The 15,205-nt window shown below is 68.3% G+C and carries 15 protein-coding genes; 8 read left to right on the top strand and 7 right to left on the bottom strand.

The features are described from left to right. Positions 1–229 precede the first annotated feature (229 nt). A complete protein-coding gene (locus ACZ4Z2_RS14805) occupies positions 230–775 on the bottom strand; it encodes a hypothetical protein (RefSeq protein ID WP_468075857.1) in 546 nt (181 codons plus the stop codon). A gap of 832 nt (positions 776–1,607) precedes the next feature. Here ACZ4Z2_RS14805 and ACZ4Z2_RS14800 point away from each other — a divergent pair. Next, on the top strand, positions 1,608–2,471 hold the full coding sequence (locus tag ACZ4Z2_RS14800) for a hypothetical protein (RefSeq protein WP_468075855.1): 864 nt from the start codon (positions 1,608–1,610) through the stop codon (positions 2,469–2,471). A gap of 204 nt (positions 2,472–2,675) precedes the next feature. Here the strand turns inward: ACZ4Z2_RS14800 and ACZ4Z2_RS14795 are convergent, their stop codons facing one another. The 6 genes from ACZ4Z2_RS14795 to ACZ4Z2_RS14770 form a co-directional block, all read right to left on the bottom strand. Next, positions 2,676–4,067 carry a glutamine synthetase family protein gene (locus tag ACZ4Z2_RS14795; protein WP_468075853.1) on the bottom strand — a complete coding sequence of 464 codons (1,392 nt, stop codon included), beginning with the start codon at positions 4,065–4,067 and terminating at the stop codon, positions 2,676–2,678. Positions 4,068–4,105: 38 nt separating this feature from the next. After that, positions 4,106–5,539 carry an amino acid permease gene (locus ACZ4Z2_RS14790; RefSeq protein ID WP_468075852.1) on the bottom strand — a complete coding sequence of 478 codons (1,434 nt, stop codon included), beginning with the start codon at positions 5,537–5,539 and terminating at the stop codon, positions 4,106–4,108. Between the two features lie 172 nt (positions 5,540–5,711). Further along, positions 5,712–6,716, bottom strand: coding sequence for a hypothetical protein (locus tag ACZ4Z2_RS14785; protein ID WP_468075850.1), 1,005 nt, complete (start codon positions 6,714–6,716; stop codon positions 5,712–5,714). Positions 6,717–6,932: 216 nt separating this feature from the next. Then, positions 6,933–7,127, bottom strand: coding sequence for a hypothetical protein (locus ACZ4Z2_RS14780; RefSeq protein WP_468075848.1), 195 nt, complete (start codon positions 7,125–7,127; stop codon positions 6,933–6,935). Further along, positions 7,127–7,567 (bottom strand): hypothetical protein, encoded by a 441-nt coding sequence (locus ACZ4Z2_RS14775; protein WP_468075846.1) that lies wholly within the window; start codon positions 7,565–7,567, stop codon positions 7,127–7,129. The genes ACZ4Z2_RS14780 and ACZ4Z2_RS14775 overlap by 1 nt, the downstream gene beginning before the upstream one ends. A gap of 109 nt (positions 7,568–7,676) precedes the next feature. Beyond that, positions 7,677–8,915, bottom strand: a complete 1,239-nt coding sequence (locus tag ACZ4Z2_RS14770) for a helix-turn-helix domain-containing protein (protein ID WP_468075844.1) — start codon at positions 8,913–8,915, stop codon at positions 7,677–7,679. Between the two features lie 743 nt (positions 8,916–9,658). Here ACZ4Z2_RS14770 and ACZ4Z2_RS14765 point away from each other — a divergent pair. The 7 genes from ACZ4Z2_RS14765 (at position 9,659) to ACZ4Z2_RS14735 (ending at position 15,194) form a co-directional block, all read left to right on the top strand. Then, the gene (locus ACZ4Z2_RS14765) at positions 9,659–10,093 is read left to right on the top strand and encodes an NUDIX hydrolase (protein WP_468075842.1); all 435 of its coding nucleotides are present in this window, start codon (positions 9,659–9,661) and stop codon (positions 10,091–10,093) included. A gap of 35 nt (positions 10,094–10,128) precedes the next feature. Beyond that, complete coding sequence (locus tag ACZ4Z2_RS14760) at positions 10,129–12,018, top strand: radical SAM protein (RefSeq protein WP_468075840.1); 1,890 nt, start codon at positions 10,129–10,131, stop codon at positions 12,016–12,018. Further along, the gene (locus tag ACZ4Z2_RS14755; protein WP_468075838.1) at positions 12,015–12,656 is read left to right on the top strand and encodes a hypothetical protein; all 642 of its coding nucleotides are present in this window, start codon (positions 12,015–12,017) and stop codon (positions 12,654–12,656) included. Before ACZ4Z2_RS14760 ends, ACZ4Z2_RS14755 begins: the two co-directional genes overlap by 4 nt. Next, the gene (locus ACZ4Z2_RS14750; RefSeq protein ID WP_468075836.1) at positions 12,653–13,381 is read left to right on the top strand and encodes a hypothetical protein; all 729 of its coding nucleotides are present in this window, start codon (positions 12,653–12,655) and stop codon (positions 13,379–13,381) included. The genes ACZ4Z2_RS14755 and ACZ4Z2_RS14750 overlap by 4 nt, the downstream gene beginning before the upstream one ends. Further along, on the top strand, positions 13,378–14,022 hold the full coding sequence (locus tag ACZ4Z2_RS14745; protein WP_468075834.1) for a nucleoside/nucleotide kinase family protein: 645 nt from the start codon (positions 13,378–13,380) through the stop codon (positions 14,020–14,022). Before ACZ4Z2_RS14750 ends, ACZ4Z2_RS14745 begins: the two co-directional genes overlap by 4 nt. Before the next feature lie 11 nt (positions 14,023–14,033). Beyond that, positions 14,034–14,930 carry a protein kinase domain-containing protein gene (locus tag ACZ4Z2_RS14740; RefSeq protein WP_468075832.1) on the top strand — a complete coding sequence of 299 codons (897 nt, stop codon included), beginning with the start codon at positions 14,034–14,036 and terminating at the stop codon, positions 14,928–14,930. Positions 14,931–15,044: 114 nt separating this feature from the next. Beyond that, the gene (locus tag ACZ4Z2_RS14735; protein WP_468075830.1) at positions 15,045–15,194 is read left to right on the top strand and encodes a hypothetical protein; all 150 of its coding nucleotides are present in this window, start codon (positions 15,045–15,047) and stop codon (positions 15,192–15,194) included. Positions 15,195–15,205: the final 11 nt, after the last annotated feature.

The raw sequence follows: 15,205 nt of genomic DNA, 5'->3' as shown, positions 1-15,205 counted from the left end.
CCGCCGAGGTCAGCATCTACCGGCAGCAGGAGAACGAACGTTTCGACGCGCCCCTCAAGGCCGCCTGGCCCCGCGCCACCGAGCCGTCCCCGGTCTTCGACAAAGAGGGCACGTCGTCGATTACGCCCTCGACTTCCGCGCCGTCGACGCCGTCGTGCGGCTGATGGACCGCCGGGCCAAGCCAAGGTGTTCCGCCACATCGCGCGCGGCCACCCACGCAAGATCCTCATCACCATGCCCCCACGGCATGGCAAGAGTCGGCGTGCCGCGCGCTGGGCACCCCTGTGGTACCCCTCTTCCAGCAGAAGTCGCGCCCCCTCGAGGGCGGCGTGTGGAAGTGACCGTGGATCACCGAGAACCGCATCACCCCGATGGCGTTCCGCGGTATCGACCTCACCCGCACCGTCGTCGCCGTCGACCAGGCCGGCGGCGAAGGTGACACCCACGACGAGACCGGCATCATCGGTCCCAGCCGGGACGCCGACGGCGACATGTACGTCCTTGCCGACCGATCCGCGAACATGGGCGCCGACACCTGGGGCCACGAAGCCTGCGCCTCGCCATCGCACTCCAAGCAGACGCGTTCGTGGTCGAGGACAACTTCGGTGGCGACCAGTCCGCGCAGATCATCCGCCAGGCATGGCGCGACCTCGAGTGGTCCGGGGAAGCCCAGGGCCTGCTGATGCCGCGCATCATCCCCGTGCACGCCAAGCAGGGAAAGAAGCTCCGCGCTGAACCCGTCGCCCAGCTCGCCGCGCAGGTCCTCGTCCACCACGTCGGGGAGCTCCCGCGCCTCGAGGGGCAGCTGGTCACCTGGATGCCCGGCATGGACCCTCACCGAACTGGCCGACCCCATGCTGGAGGGCCTCGGCACGCAGCACCACACCGATAACCGCCTCCGCAGGCGGAGGTGAAAATGTCACCTCCATGCCTTCGGACACCCGGTCAAGCAGCACGTTTGCAGGTTCTGGGGTCTGTGAATTCAGTTACTCTGGGCCAGCGAAAGTTCAAGAATGCGGACATACGGAATCATGCGAACTGATTTGGTCGTCCTGAAACTGCACCACTGCACGGCCAACTTGCCTACAGTGTGCGTACCGGCTCCCTCGTAAGGGAGAGCCCGGAAACGAGGCCGGCGGCCGACCTGGATGGCCGACCGCCGGGGTGACGGTTGCCGTCAGATGGGGAGCGAACTGATCCACTGCGTCCAGTCCAGTTGCAGCTGGATGAGCGCGACGAACAGGATCATCAGCTCCACGTCTGACGGCTTCTCGTTTCCGAGCACGTGCGAGACCCTTCTTTCGAAGATCGGAAGACCTCCCCCCGATCTAGATGCGGAAGGCGGACGGGTCTCGCAGAGCCGTGAGGACACTCTATGACCACGGACAGCACAACCACGGTTCATGTGGGGAAAGTTGGACGTACGTGGGACGTGTGCCACATTCCATAGGCTGGCAAAGCACCACCTAAAGGGCGCGATCGGCGCTCGACCGCTCCTCGGGCGCCCCCCGCTGAGAGTGCGATCCGATCCGCGCCGAGGGAACACCCGAGACCCACGCCCGTACCCCGATCGATAGGCGCGGGGCCTGGATCAGCGGGGGACTGCTGTGGGCCTCTTCTCCAGCGCCAAGGACGCCGTCATCGACGCCCGGTCCTGGCTGAACTACAAGCCCCTGTACTCCGACACCCTCGGCATGCCCAACCGCCGCGCGTTCCCCGAAGTCCACGCCACCTGGGTACCGGCCGCCGACGACCACCGCCTGTCCGCGTACAAGCTCCTCACCGCCTACGACAACAACCAGGTAGCCGAGCTGTCCGCGTTCCTCGACGGCGACAACGCCCGCGAGGAGCGCGAGTTCGGCGACCCCAGCATGTTCGTCGACACGATCACCTCTCACGTCCTCGGCGACGAGCAGACCATCACCGTCCCCGACGCCGAACAGGCAACCGAGACGGCCTCCGCTGAGGCCGCGACCGCAGAACGCGTGCAGACCCTGCTGCGGAAGTGGGCCGACGAGGGACTCCTCCCCATGCGGCTCCTCCAGGTCAAACGGAAAGCCGTCGGGCTCGGCGACGGCGTCATCCTCCTCTACTGGGACGCTGACAAGCAGCGCATCTGCATCAAGACCTTCGACTCCGGCTTCTACTTCCCCGTCCTCGACGAAGACTCCGACGGCTCCGACTTCCCCGACCGGATCCACTTCGCGTGGGAAGTCGCCGAGGAGAAGAAGCGCCACCTGCCCGCCCGACTGCGCCGCATCACGTACCACCTCGACTGGATCCGGCCTCAGACCGCCAACGGCGTCGACCAGACCGGACGGCGCGCCGTACGCGCCACCGTCCTGTCGGAGCCCACCGACGAGCAGCCCGCACAGCCCCTCCTTGGCCGCGGCGACGCCCTCGACCAGGCCGGCGCCATCACCCGCCCCTACCCACGGAGCGAGGAGCCCTCTACAGGACCGTGTAGCTGACGGACGCGATCTGGGAGCTCGGCGACCTCAAGGGCCCCGTCGACATCGACGGCCTGCCCATGGACAAGGCCCGCTTCGCAACCACGCCCAAGGCTAGGTCCTCGACCACCTGGACCTGTACCAGGACTTCGTACCGGTCATCCACCTCCCCCCCCGCGGCCGGGGAACACTGGGGGCAGTCCTCCCTCGCCAAGACGTTGCAGGTCAGGCTCGCGAGAGCCATCGCTGCCGTTCGATATCGGTTACCTGGCGCTGGGCATGGTCGACTTCCATCTGGGCGAGATGGGCGTAGTGCTGGACCACCTCGGCGCCGAAGGCCTCCTGGGCCAGGACACTGCTCCGGAACGTGGCCAGCGCGTCAGCGAGGGTGGGCGGCACAGGCGTGCCACCCCCGCTGTATGCGTTGCCTGCCGTTTCAGGACTGATGGCGAGCCGCTGCTGGATGCCGTGATCCATGGCCGCCAGTACTGCGGACAGGGCCAGGTACGGGTTGGCATCCGCCCCCGGTACGCGGATTTCCAGATGGAGGCCCTTTCCGTGGCCGACGACGCGGACAGCGCACGTACGGTTGTCGTGGCCCCAGTGCAGCGTGGTCGGCGCGAACGATCCGGGCGTGAACCGTTTGTAGGAGTTGACGTTCGGGGCATAGAACGGGCCCAGTTCCGGCAACGCCGCGAGCAGCCCCGCGATCGCGTGCCGTCCCGTCTGGGACAGCTCGTATTCGTTGTCGGGAGCTTGGAGTTGACTGAGACCGTTCGACCACAGCGAGACGTGCAGGTGCAGGCCGTTGGCCCGCCCCGTCTCCGGGGCCGCCATGAACGTGGGCGCCAGTCCGGTGCGGGCGCCCAGGGTGCGTACCGCGTGTTTGAACAGCAGATGCCGGTCGCAGGCGGTGAGGGCGTCTCCGTAAGGGAAGGTCACCTCGACCTGGCCGGGGCCGGCCTCGGTCTTGATCGCTTCCACGGGCATCCCCGCGCCGGCGAGCGCCCGCTGAAGACGGCGCAGGAACCGGTCGGACACGGGGTCGTGGTCGAGGGCGTAGTCCAGGTTCTCCGTCGTCAACGGCCGCAGGCCTTGATAGTTGGCCTGTTCCGCGTCCTCGTACGTGCCCTTGTAGAGGACGAACTCGGTCTCGATCCCCGCCTTGGGGTGCGAACCGTGCCGCGACAGCCGTGTCAGCTGCTGGTGGAGGATCTGGCGGGGCGCGATGTCGATCGGCGTTCCGCCGTGGTGGACGGCATCGCCGAGTACGACGACGGTGCGCGGCAGCCACGGCACGACGCTCAGAGTCGACAGGGCCGGTTGCACGGACAGGTCCTGGTAGCCGGTCTCCCATGAGGTGAGAGCGAAGCCGTCCGCCGGACTCATGTCGATGTCGGTGGCCAGGACGTAGGCGCACACCTCGGCGCGGTGATGCGCGACGCGCTTGAGGAAATGGTCCGCGTCGTAACGCTTCCCCTTCAGTCTCCCCTGTAGATCGGGGACGGCGAGCAGCACCGTGTCGATGGCGCCCGCCTTGACGAGGTTCCGCAGGTCGGACAGGGAGAACGCCTTCTCGGAGCGCCCGCGCTGCTCGGGGACGGACGCGGCAGTCATGCGTGCCACGGTGCCGTTGCCGCTCGTGGTCCTCGTCATCAGACGACCTCGTCTTCGTACGTGGCCGCCGAGCGGTCGAAGTTCTGGGCCGGCACCTCGTACGAGCTGCCCTGCTTCCGCCACCACGCCCATGCCAGCGCGAGGACGACGAGCAGAGCGACCGGCGCGTAGTTGAAGGTCTCCACGGACACCAGGCCGCCGCCGGCGGGGCGGGTGTGCGGCAGACAGAACAGCGCCGTCACGAACACCACCCAGACAACGGCGATCGTGCCGACGGCCACGCCCCAGCTGCCGAGGTTCCATGGGCCGGGCCGGAAGCGGTCCCGGTTCTTGACGCGCAGGTAGATCGGGATCGCGTACGCCGGAGTGATACCGACCACGTTGATGCTGGTGATCGCCGCGTACGCGACCGGGCTGTACAGGCTCGGCAGGGCCAGCACGGCTGCGCACACTACTGCCAGCAGCACGGCCATGCGCGGAGTGCCGGTGCGGCGGTCGACCTGGCGCCACAGGTGCGAGCCCGGCAGCGCCCCGTCACGGGAGAACGCGAACACCATCCGGCTGGCCGCGGCGGTCTCGGCGTTGCCACAACACAACTGCGCGATGATCACGATCAGGAGGAGTGCCTTCGCCCCCGCCAGGCCCAGGGCATCCAGGAAGATCTGCGCCGGAGGCACCCCCGTCGCCGTGGCCACGGTGCCCGCGTAGTCCTGAATCGCGAACGTGAGCCCGGCGAGCAGGACGAACCCTGCCAGCCACGACCAGCCGATCGCGTGGATGATCCCGCGGGACGCGGACACCTGCGCGTCGGTCGTCTCCTCCGACAGGTGCGCGGAGGCGTCGTATCCGCAGAACGTGTACTGGGCCAGCAGCAGACCGAGCACCGCCGCGTAGAGGGGGCTCCAGCCGGTGTTGTTGACGAACTCGCCGAACACGAAGTCCGAGGACTGGTGATGGGAGGGGACGATCGCCAGAGCGCCGACGATCACCGTGACGCCGCCGAGGTGCCACCAGACGCTGATGCTGTTGAGGATGCTGACCAGCCGGACCCCGAAGAGGTTCAGGGCGAGGTGCAGGGCGAGGATGCACAGGAAGATCACCATGATCTTGCCCGGCGTCGGCTCGAATCCCCACTGCAGGTTGAACAGGGCACCCGTGAACAGCGCGGCCCCGTAGTCGATGCCGGCGATCGCCCCGAGCAGGCCCAACAGATTAAGCCAGCCCGTGTACCAGCCCCACTTCCGTCCGCCGAGCTGCTCCGCCTGGTAGTACAGGGCCCCGGAGGTCGGATAGGCGGAGGTCACCTCGGCGAGGGCAGCGCCGATGAACATCACCATGGCACCGACGACGAGCCAGCCCCACAGCATCACCGACGGGCCGCCGGTGTTCAGGCCGAAGCCGTACAGGGTCATACAGCCGGACAGGACGCTGATGACGCTGAAGGAGATCGCGAAGTTTCCGAACGGCCCCATGCGTCGGGTCAGCACGGGCTCGTAGCCGAGCTCCCGCAGGTATGCGTCATCGGACTTCCGGGACGACGCACGGGGGTTCGGACTCAAGCGGGACACAGGTCAGCCTCCAGGCTCAGAGAGAAACAAATGGACAGGTTCATGCCAATGGGACTTCATGGGCAGCTGATTCTGGTTACGGGTGCACCCCGGCGCGTGGCCTGCGGGTACGGGCGTAGGCCAGGGACTCGGCGCGTGCTCGAAGAAGCAGCGCCTCACCCGGGTCTGGCCCTACGGCCCCGTCATGCACCGACGCCCACGGCTCGCGGGCCGCGTACGGGCCCATCGCCTCGAACACCTCGGCGGCTTCCAGATACTGGTGGCCGGCCCACAACGCGTAGGCAAGAAGGCTCAGGTCAGCCACTGAGCGCTGCTCTCCGTGCGTTTTGTGGAACCAGTCTCGGAAGGCGGTCAGCGTGTAGTCGAGCGTCGACTCCTGCGCCCACTGTCGCCGCCACAGCGGATCGACGCGCGATCGCCGTCGGAGCTCGACCTGCGCGTACGCGGGCAGAAGCAGCAGTGCCGATCCGACGGGCCGCTGCGAGGCGACGGCCCGACCGAAGTCGACGACCGCGGCCAGGGAGGCACCCGGCGGACCATCCAGGGAGAGCATGAACTGCAGCACCCGGTGGTAGGCCTCCCGATTGAACGGGTCACGCCGGTTGACCTCGTACAACAGCCCCCACGGACCGCTGGGCATCATCGGCTCTCCGGGGTTCACCCGGTGTTCCTGGCGCAGCTGCCGAGTGTCGATCTGCGCCAGAGCCAGGAGGCACACCCACGGCACGGGATCATGCGGCGCGCGACGAGCCGCCAGCAGCGCATCACGCCGAGCCCTGATCTCGAACTCCATCGTCTGCGGATGCTGTTGCCTGTGCGCGCGCAGCGCCCGCTCGACGGCCACGCGGGCACCCATCAACTGCGCGTCGTAGCTGCCAGGCTCTTCGTCGAGCCACACGCCCACCACATCCGACCGGGCGGCAGCCACCGCCAGCAGCTGGGTGCGTGACGTTCGCAGTGCCCAATGCGTGGCCGTGGCCAGCAGCAGTTGCCGTGCCGTTCTCCAGCGGCCGGCCTGCAACTCAACCAGGGCCACGCCCAGGTCGTCGTCGTGGCCGGCGGGGTGATACACGAGGCGCATCAGAGTCCCCCGCCGTGAACGGGACTGTGGCGAAACGCGAGTTCGAGGCCGCTCGTCCGGCGTGTTCGAACTGTGCGAGGCGGCGTCGTGCGCTCTGGGTTGAACGTCAATGTCATCGGGGGCCTCAGGCAAGTTGGGGGTGGGGCCGCGAAGTGGGTGGGTGCATCGCCGCTGGGAAGCGAAGCAGTGACCGGGTCGGGGACCGAGTCGGGCTGCCTAGAAGCGAACCTGGCCGATCATGTCCGCGATGCTGGTCATGAACCGGTCGATGCTCGGAGCCACAGAGGTGCTCGACAGGAAGAACCCGAAGAGCGCGCAGACGATCGCGGGTCCAGGATTCACGGACTTGCTGCGGATCAGAACGACCACGACGATGCCGAGCAACAGCACGAACGAGATGCTCAGAGCCATCAGGAGGCCGCTTCCTCCGCAGACCCCTGCCGCTCCCTGCGTGCCTGGCTCAGCGCGCGGCGCAGAGCATCGGCCCGGGTCAGCGATCGCGGGGCCTTGGGAAAGACGTGCCAGTGCATCCCCGGAGGCGTCGTGCTCTCGGCGGACGGCACGACGACGTGGCACTTCTGCCCCAGCGCAACGGTCCCCGGCTCCTCCCAGCGGGCCGCGGTGCCCACCGGAACCAGGAAGTACAGCCGGGGCTCCGGACCCCCGTGGTCCAGGATCACCGGGCCGACCGGCTCGCCACCCTCGCCGAGGATCTCGATCGCGCGTCGGCCCACGGCCTCCACGGCGCGTACGGCATCCCACCACTCCCCCGCCGAGCACAGCTCGGGCTCCTCGCCGATGGGCATCCAGCGCGGCGGGTTCGCACGAGCCGCGGGACTGTCGTCGGACATGGAAAAGGCCTCCTCACCACTGCGTGTGAAGAGACCATTCCATTCAGCAAGGTGCCCTGCGCGGACAGTCTGTCCGTGGGGTCCGTTCGTTGAGATCCTTGACAGAAGCTCAGGTTGTGCTGATGCCCGTCCAACTGCCGAACGTGCAAAGCTCGTTGGAGGGGTGCGAGTCCATCCTGAGCAGCGCGGCGGTGGTCTCGCGAACGGACGGGTGGAACCGTGTGTGGTTGGGTGCGACCTTCCGTGCGCGCTTGAGGTCCGCGAAGGCACCGTCCCGGTCGTTCTCCGCGAGCTTCGCGGAGGCCACGTCGATGAAGTGGTGGCTCGACCGCTCACCGACGGTCGTGCTGGGCGGCGCCCACTCTCCGCCGGAGACCGGAGACCACTCGCCGAGACGGGCGAGGGCCTGCTCGGTGTCACCCGTGTCGATCATCGCGTGCACCTCGTGGATGCGGATGTTCGTCGGGCCGAACGACATCTCGTACGCCAGGGAGTCCCGGTTGCCCGCCATGCTCGCGACCTGCTCCGCCTCCCGGAGGTAGTCGTCGGCGCGATCGGAGTTGTTCTCGCGGGCTTCGAGAACAGCCAGTTTCAGCAGCAGCGCACCGTCGACCGCGAGCGCATCCTGCGTGAAGGAGTGTTCGGGCTGGAACCGCTCCAACTCGGTCCGCAGCCCGAGAAGCCTGCGGCGCGCCGGCGAGTACGCGCCCTGTCGCAGCATCGCTCCCGCGACCAGGTAACCGGCGGTGAACTGCATCAGCGGGTCACCGGAATGGTCGGCCGCCCAACGGACGCGCTCCAGCGCCGTGTTCGACAGGTCGTGGTGCCCCATCTTGTGGGCCAGCGAGTTCACGGCGCGATAGGCCCGGGCCAGGTGCCAGAACGCCTTGGCCCGGTCGCCGTTGTCACCGCCGAGGGCCACGTGCGTCAGTTCGGTGATGATCGGCGGAAGCAGGGGGCCCATCGGAGCGTAACGGGCGTCGCGCCGCAGGGCCGCCACCTGGTCCACCTCCGAAGCGAGCACGGGGAGCGCCCGCGGAGCGATCTCCAGATCGTCGGGGCTGTCGTAGCAGAGCAGGAGGCGGCGGAGCTCGGGTATGACGGCGTGGACGCCGTCCTCCGCCTCCGGCTCACCGTAGTACGGCTGGCCGGTCAGGACCTCGGGGCCGAAGCGCAGCGCCTTGGCGAGAGCCAGCACCAGCGAGGGTGAGGCCTTGCGTGCGCCCGACTCCAGCTTCTGCACGTAGCTCGGGGAAACGGCGACCTTCTGTGCCAGTTGGGCGGCAGACAGTTTCCGCGTCCTACGAGCGATACGGAGACGGTCTCCCAGCGTCAGGTTTTCACTCATCGGTGGCTCTGTCCCTTCGCGATGGAGCACTCAGGTCAGGGTACGGAAAAGGCCCTGGACCGCGACCGTGGTCGCCAAGTGTTAACAGAGCCGGAAGCGCCCCGATCGGCGGGCGAAGCCTGCTGGTGCCACCTTCAAGCTTCCAGCAAAGGCTTTGGATTCTGGCCAAACAGGGGCATCACCCCACAAACAGGCCAACATTTGGAAGTCGTTGCAGCCCTGTCGTCAAGAGCCCACAGAGAAGTGCCTATGGACAAACTGTCCGCGCCACGTTGACCCGCGACGACCTTCAAGACTGCCGAACCGCGAACCTCAACGGGTCGCTCGACACGCCACCTCCGCACCCCCGATGGCCAGTAGACCACGCCACGGGCGCTGCCTCGCCCGGGCGGCGCGGCGGCAACGGAAAGCCCGGCACCTTTACCACAACTCCATTCTACAGAAGCCGAGTTCACCAAGAGTTCCTACGGACAGCCTGTCCGCTGAGAGCACCAAACAGCTGGCAGGCTCTTTTACAAGGCCATCGCCCAGGGGCGGTCAGGTCGCGCACCAACTCCCATCAGCCGCATACGAGTTCGACCGGTTTCAGGAGTGCCGTGACGTCCAGTCACAAGATCTAGACTCAGGGTCGCGCGCCAGGTACCGGATGCCCGCCACAAGGTGGTCTACGAGTCCGTGCGCCATGACCTCGGGCGTTGCCACCGTTCGCGCCCGGTTCCAACGAGTTGAAGAGGGGTGTTCCCGTGCCCGAGAAGGTCACCAAGGACAAGGTTCTCTGCTACGTCGTACGCGACGGCAAGCTGTTGGTGTTCCGTCACACCAACTACAGCTACGAGGAAGTCGGCATCCAGGTTCCGGCCGGCAGTATCCGTGAGGGTGAGACCCCGGAGTCGGCGGCCCTGCGCGAGGCCCGCGAGGAGACCGGCCTCAAGGACTTCAAGATCGTACGCAAACTCGGCGAGACCGAGTACGACATCAGTCCGTACCGGTTCGAGATCCAGCGCCGTCACGTCTTCCACCTGGAACTCACCGAGCCGACCCCGGAGCGGTGGGCCAGCCAGGAGGACCACGACGGCGAGCAGGAGCCCACGCACTTCGAGTGCTTCTGGGTCCCGCTGGAGGCCGCCCACATCCTCCAGTCCGGCCAAGGCGCCCTGTTGGGACGCCTGTCCGACTGATCCCCTTCCGGTCTCGGCCACCCAGGAGGCAGCCGATGCGCCACACCCCCGAACAGCACGACCCGATCGCCCAGCTGTACCGAGGACTCGACACCGAGGACACTGCCAGCGCCGTATCGGTGATCTTGAAGTTACGCGGTGACACCTGCGACATCGACTGTCTGTACTGCTACGAGAAGCGCAAGGAAGCCCCGGGAGGAGCCCGAATCGACGCCGGTCAGGTGCACCGGCTCGCCGAGCTCTTCCGGGGGCGCCCCCTCGCGGTCGAACTACACGGCGGGGAACCGCTGACCGCCGGCCGCGACCACATCGCCGACATCCTGCGAGAACTGGCCGCACTGCCCAACGTCGTCCGCGTCTCACTCCAGACCAACGGCGTGCTGCTGGACGAGCAGTGGCTGGACCTCTTTGACGCGCTGTACCCCCGCCTGCAGATCGGCATCTCCCTGGACGGCGACGCCCGGGGCAACGCCTGGCGAGTCGGCTACGACAGCAGACCCGTCTACCCGCGCGTCGCCGACGCCCTGCGGCTGCTGGGCAGTCGTGGGCGGAAGGTGGGCGTGATCGCGGCGGTGACTCCCGCCGTGCTCGGCCGCGCCGAGGACGTCCTCGACCACCTCACGGACTTCAAGGCCGTGAACGCGGTCAGCTTCGTTCCCTGCTTCGACACCGCTGTCCGGCGTCCGACCGCTGTCACGGGCCGCCGCGTGCCGGCGAGCCGCATCCTCCAGCAGGCTGCCGTGGGCGACGCCGACGGTCCTGGCTGGGCCATCAGGCCCCACGAGTACGTGGAGTTCGTACTCGCCGCGACCTCCCATTGGATCAGCACCGGTCGCTTCGGCCGTGTGAAGTTGGAACCGGCCGTCTCGGCCATCCGGCGGCTGCGCGGGCTGGGCTCCGGCTTCTGCCACTTCTCCGACATGAAGTGCGACCACGTCTTCACTCTGTACCCCGATGGCCGGCTCGGCAGTTGCGACGAACTTCCGTGGCCGCAGGCCCGGCTCACGCTCCTCGACGAGAACCCTGTCGAATCCGATGTCGTCAAGGCTCAGCAAGGCTCGAACCTGCTGAACCAGGGCAAGGCCTTGATGGAGAAGTGCGTCACCTGCGACTACCGGTCGACGTGCGGCGGCGGCTGTATCGCCACGCGGTGGCGCTACGACCTGGCAGGGGATCAGGACGCCTACTGCGACTACCGGATACGGTTGATCGACGGTATCGCCGCGCTCCTCGCCCAACCCGGGCACACGACAGGTGTCTGGTGCCGCACAGCGCGCTCGCGTCCACGCACACCGAACAGCATGCGTGACGTCGGCGCCTTCCTCGCCCGCTGGAACCAGGCCGATTCGTTCAGGTCGCCTGTACGCGTCCTCACCAGCGCGCACGGCAACATCAACACCGTCGGCCTGCCCGGAGTCCACGAGGCCGACGACCTGGACCCGGCACATCCCCAGTGGCACGAGGCGATCGAGCCCGGGATCCGGCCCTTGGTCGACGCCATCACCAGGGACTGGCAGCTTGTCACGTACGACAGCTGCCAAGGGCACCCCTACGCCGGCTTGGAACTGCGGCCCGCCGAGCGCCGGATCGGCATCCTCCCGCGCACCCCGGCCGAGTACGCCGCAACGGCCGCCGCCTTGTGCCGGGCACTCACCGTAGCCGCCGTTTCCCTGCCGACCACGGTGAGTGTGACCCTCGGACGGTCCGAACTGGAGTGCGAGACCACGGGCCGGACAACGCCCGTGTTGGACCTGACACTGCTGCCGACTCCCGGCCACGACTGGGCAGCGTACTTCGACGCCGTGGACACGGCCACCGCGGTCATCGCGGAAGCCTTGCGCAACGAGCGCCCCACGCCACAGGCCGAATGCCCGTGCCCGGTACCGCAGACCGCCGCAGATGCTGCCGAGGGGGTGATGGCGTGATCAGCGCCGCGGACACTCAGACCGTTCACCAGCTACTGGGGCGGATCGTGTACTTCCACGCCCTGATCATCGAACCCGCACTCCGGCCGGGTCCGCCGCCCGAGCCAGGTCCGGCGTGCTGCAACCACGGCGTCCCGGCACTCGGAATCCGCCGCACCGTCGACGAACTGCTGCCCGACTCGGCCTGGGCCGCGCTCGGTGACGTCGCCGCCACACTCCCGGATCACCACCGTCCTTGTCCCGACGCCGCCGGGGCGTGCTGCGCCACCTGCTCCATCGCGTCGGCGGCTGCGGCCGTGGCAGCCGGATGGGCTCAGACCGAGTGCCATGGATACCGGAAGGAAGACGCCACGGAAGCGCTCCTGCGCGTCTGCGGAGATGCGGCGACCGTCAGACTCGGGCGGGTTTTCGCCGCCCAGCACGACGCCCCGTGCCCCGCGCTGCTTGGGTCCGACGAGGTCCTGGCCATGCGGGAGGCACTGCCCGGCCCGGAGCAGCTTCCGCTGACCGGCGAGCTCCTGGCCCTGTGGGCCGATCCGACCGTGACCACCCACCAGCCCGTGGCCAGTTGGCTCAACCACTGCACCGGCCTGGACGACGTCCGCCGTGTGCTCGACACGAGGAGGAGCGGCACGTGATCCACATAGCCGAGACCGTCACGGTCGGCAGCGTCGAGGGGTTCCTCGACGACGACGAGCGAGCCCGACTCGCCACCGTGATGAGCGGCTTCCTCGCAGACGAGGGGCCTGCCCACTTCGACGCGGGGCGGACGACCTCGATCCACGAAATCCCCGGCCACTCCCCCGAGCAGGCAATGGCCGTGTACGAGCCGGCCGGGCGGGTGGAGGTTCCACGAATACCCGGCGAGGCGGAGAAGCTGCTGCAGCACGCCTTCGACCGCGCCCGCCCGGCCCTGTCGCGTGTCATGCCGTCGATCACCACCTGCCGTCCTTGGACGTACGTCGAATACGGCCCCGGCCAGCACATCACAGGCCACGTCGACGGCATCGCCCCCGACCCACTGGCCTGGCCGCGGCAGATCGCCGGAATCAGCGTGGTGATCAGCGAGGCGGAGGCCGGCGGCGCGTTCTACGTCGAGAGCTGCTCCAGCGACCACCTGTGGAACGCCCGCCTGGAGGGCCGAACGGACGGCTACGCGGACGGCATGTGGCTGGCCCACGACGGATCGGACCTCTCCGCCGACTGGTTCACGGCAATGCCTCGGACCCGGTGGAAGGTGCACCCCGCGCCGGGCACCGCGCTGCTCTACGGCTCCCAGCTCACCCACGGCACCGAGCCGGTGACCCGTGGCCGGGTCTCGAAGTTCATCAGCTGGCTGATCGCCGAGAAGCCCGAGGAGTGAGCCTCGTGTTACTCGCCCTGGAAGGCATCGCCGGATCGGGGAAGAGCACGTTGCGTGACCGGCTCCTGCGCTTGGTTGCGGCCGAGGGCATCCAGGTCGGCCATGTCGGCCAGTTCTCGTGGCTGTCCTTGGAGGCGACCCGGACCATCATCGGGCTGCGTGCCGGCCGACCGGCACAGGACAGCGACCAAGCGGTGGCGGCCGTTCGCCGAGATCTTGAGCTCCATGCCCGCCACAATCTCGTCCCCGCCAGGTCCGTCGGGCCGCTGATCGCCGACAGGCTCACCCTGTCGACGGCGTGTCTGCTCGCCGTCCTACACGATCGGCCTGTCGCCGACTGTGTGCGGGAGTTGGCCGATGTGGCGGCAGCCAGGGCCGAGCTGACCGTGCTGCTGACGACCCCACCCGAGCTCTGCCGCACACGGCTGTCCCGCCGGTCCACCCCGCGCCGCTTCGGCGAGGACCTGCCGACCGCGGCCCGGCTCGCCGAGCTGTACGAGGCGGCAGCCACCGCGTGGTCCGAGGCGACCGGGCTGCCCGTGCTGCGGCAGTCATGCGCCACCGAGTCCGATCTCGACCTGCTGGCCGCCGCTTGCATGGACCGGCTACGTGCAGCCGTCCCGCGAGTTGCCCGAACCTGAGGAGCCTCTCCATGCGACTTCACCCGCTGCATCCCGCTTCGTGGGTTCTCGATCAGGTCCGTTCCGCAGGGTGGGACGTGCTCGACCTGCTCTCGTTCACCCGTGCAAGCACCTTGGTGCTCGTCAGCCGCGACAGCGCGCCCGCAGTGGTCCTCAAGGCCGGCTTCGGCGGCAACCACGTCCTAGCCGAGCTCGACGAGGACGATCGCAGAGCCGCCTACGGGTTCTACTGGTATGCCGCAATGACCCAGGCCGAACGGGCTCTGACCCGCGAGGACTTCCGCCACGAGATCGACGCCGCCCGGGTCGCCGAGAACGCCGACCACGTCGTACCGCTACTGGAGGAAGGCAGTACCGACCGGTTCGACTGGTACACCATGCCCTACTGCGACGGCGGCAACTTCCAGCCCCGACTCGCAGCCGCCGCGTCCGGGCAGGGCGAGGACGTCGCGGCGGGCCTGGGCATCCTGGCCGACGTCGCCGAAGGGCTGTGGACCCTTCACGAACGTGGGATCGTGCACCGCGACGTCTACCAGGAGAACGTCCTCGTCCACCACGGCCAGGGACTGATCACCGATCTCGGAGCCGCCCGCCGGATCAACACCCCTCGCGGGCCGGTCAGGCGCGGCCCGGAGGTGCACTGGCCGCCGGAGTACTCGACCTGCTACGACCGCGCCACCCCCGCCGCCGACGTCTTCAGCCTTGGGGTCCTGGTGTACCGCTTCGTGTGCGCGGACATCCCGCGCCACGGTCACTCCCGGCTCGACGCCGCCCCCTCCATCCTCCGCTCGGTGATCCCCGCGGCCCTCGCTTACGCGCCGGAGGACCGACCGACGATGGCCGAGCTGCGCGACGCCCTCCGGCGGACGGCCATCCCAGCCACCGCGCTGACCCAGCACGGTCATTGACCCACTCCGCTGGAGGGAGACCGCGGTGCCCACCGCCCGCTCACCGCCGCACGACGTGGCGCCACACCCAGTACACGGACCCAACATCTCCGTCTGGAAAGGACGAGCACTCTCATGGACAACGACCAGATCAGCGCCTTCCTCGCCGCCGTGGACGACCTGCGCGGTGAGGACGAGACCGTCCGCACCACCGCTCACACATCCAGCGTCTCCGCTGAGGGATGGCCGACCACCGAGGCCCCCACTGGCTCCGACGCGGCCTGAGCTCCACGCAC

The organism is Streptomyces sp. NPDC030183 (genome assembly GCF_055573455.1).
Note: the sequence above shows the minus strand (reverse complement) of the source record. Positions and strands in the feature narration are given on the sequence as shown.

Excerpts from the sequence above, each read along its gene's own strand:
- ACZ4Z2_RS14795 (WP_468075853.1), bottom strand. The coding sequence starts at position 4,067 with ATGACTGCCGCGTCCGTCCCCGAGCAGCGCGGGCGCTCCGAGAAGGCG.
- ACZ4Z2_RS14790 (WP_468075852.1), bottom strand. The coding sequence starts at position 5,539 with ATGGGGCCGTTCGGAAACTTCGCGATCTCCTTCAGCGTCATCAGCGTC.
- ACZ4Z2_RS14785 (WP_468075850.1), bottom strand. The coding sequence starts at position 6,716 with ATGCGCCTCGTGTATCACCCCGCCGGCCACGACGACGACCTGGGCGTG.
- ACZ4Z2_RS14780 (WP_468075848.1), bottom strand. The coding sequence starts at position 7,127 with ATGGCTCTGAGCATCTCGTTCGTGCTGTTGCTCGGCATCGTCGTGGTC.
- ACZ4Z2_RS14775 (WP_468075846.1), bottom strand. The coding sequence starts at position 7,567 with ATGTCCGACGACAGTCCCGCGGCTCGTGCGAACCCGCCGCGCTGGATG.
- ACZ4Z2_RS14770 (WP_468075844.1), bottom strand. The coding sequence starts at position 8,915 with ATGAGTGAAAACCTGACGCTGGGAGACCGTCTCCGTATCGCTCGTAGG.
- ACZ4Z2_RS14760 (WP_468075840.1), top strand. The coding sequence starts at position 10,129 with ATGCGCCACACCCCCGAACAGCACGACCCGATCGCCCAGCTGTACCGA.
- ACZ4Z2_RS14740 (WP_468075832.1), top strand. The coding sequence starts at position 14,034 with ATGCGACTTCACCCGCTGCATCCCGCTTCGTGGGTTCTCGATCAGGTC.
- ACZ4Z2_RS14735 (WP_468075830.1), top strand. The coding sequence starts at position 15,045 with ATGGACAACGACCAGATCAGCGCCTTCCTCGCCGCCGTGGACGACCTG.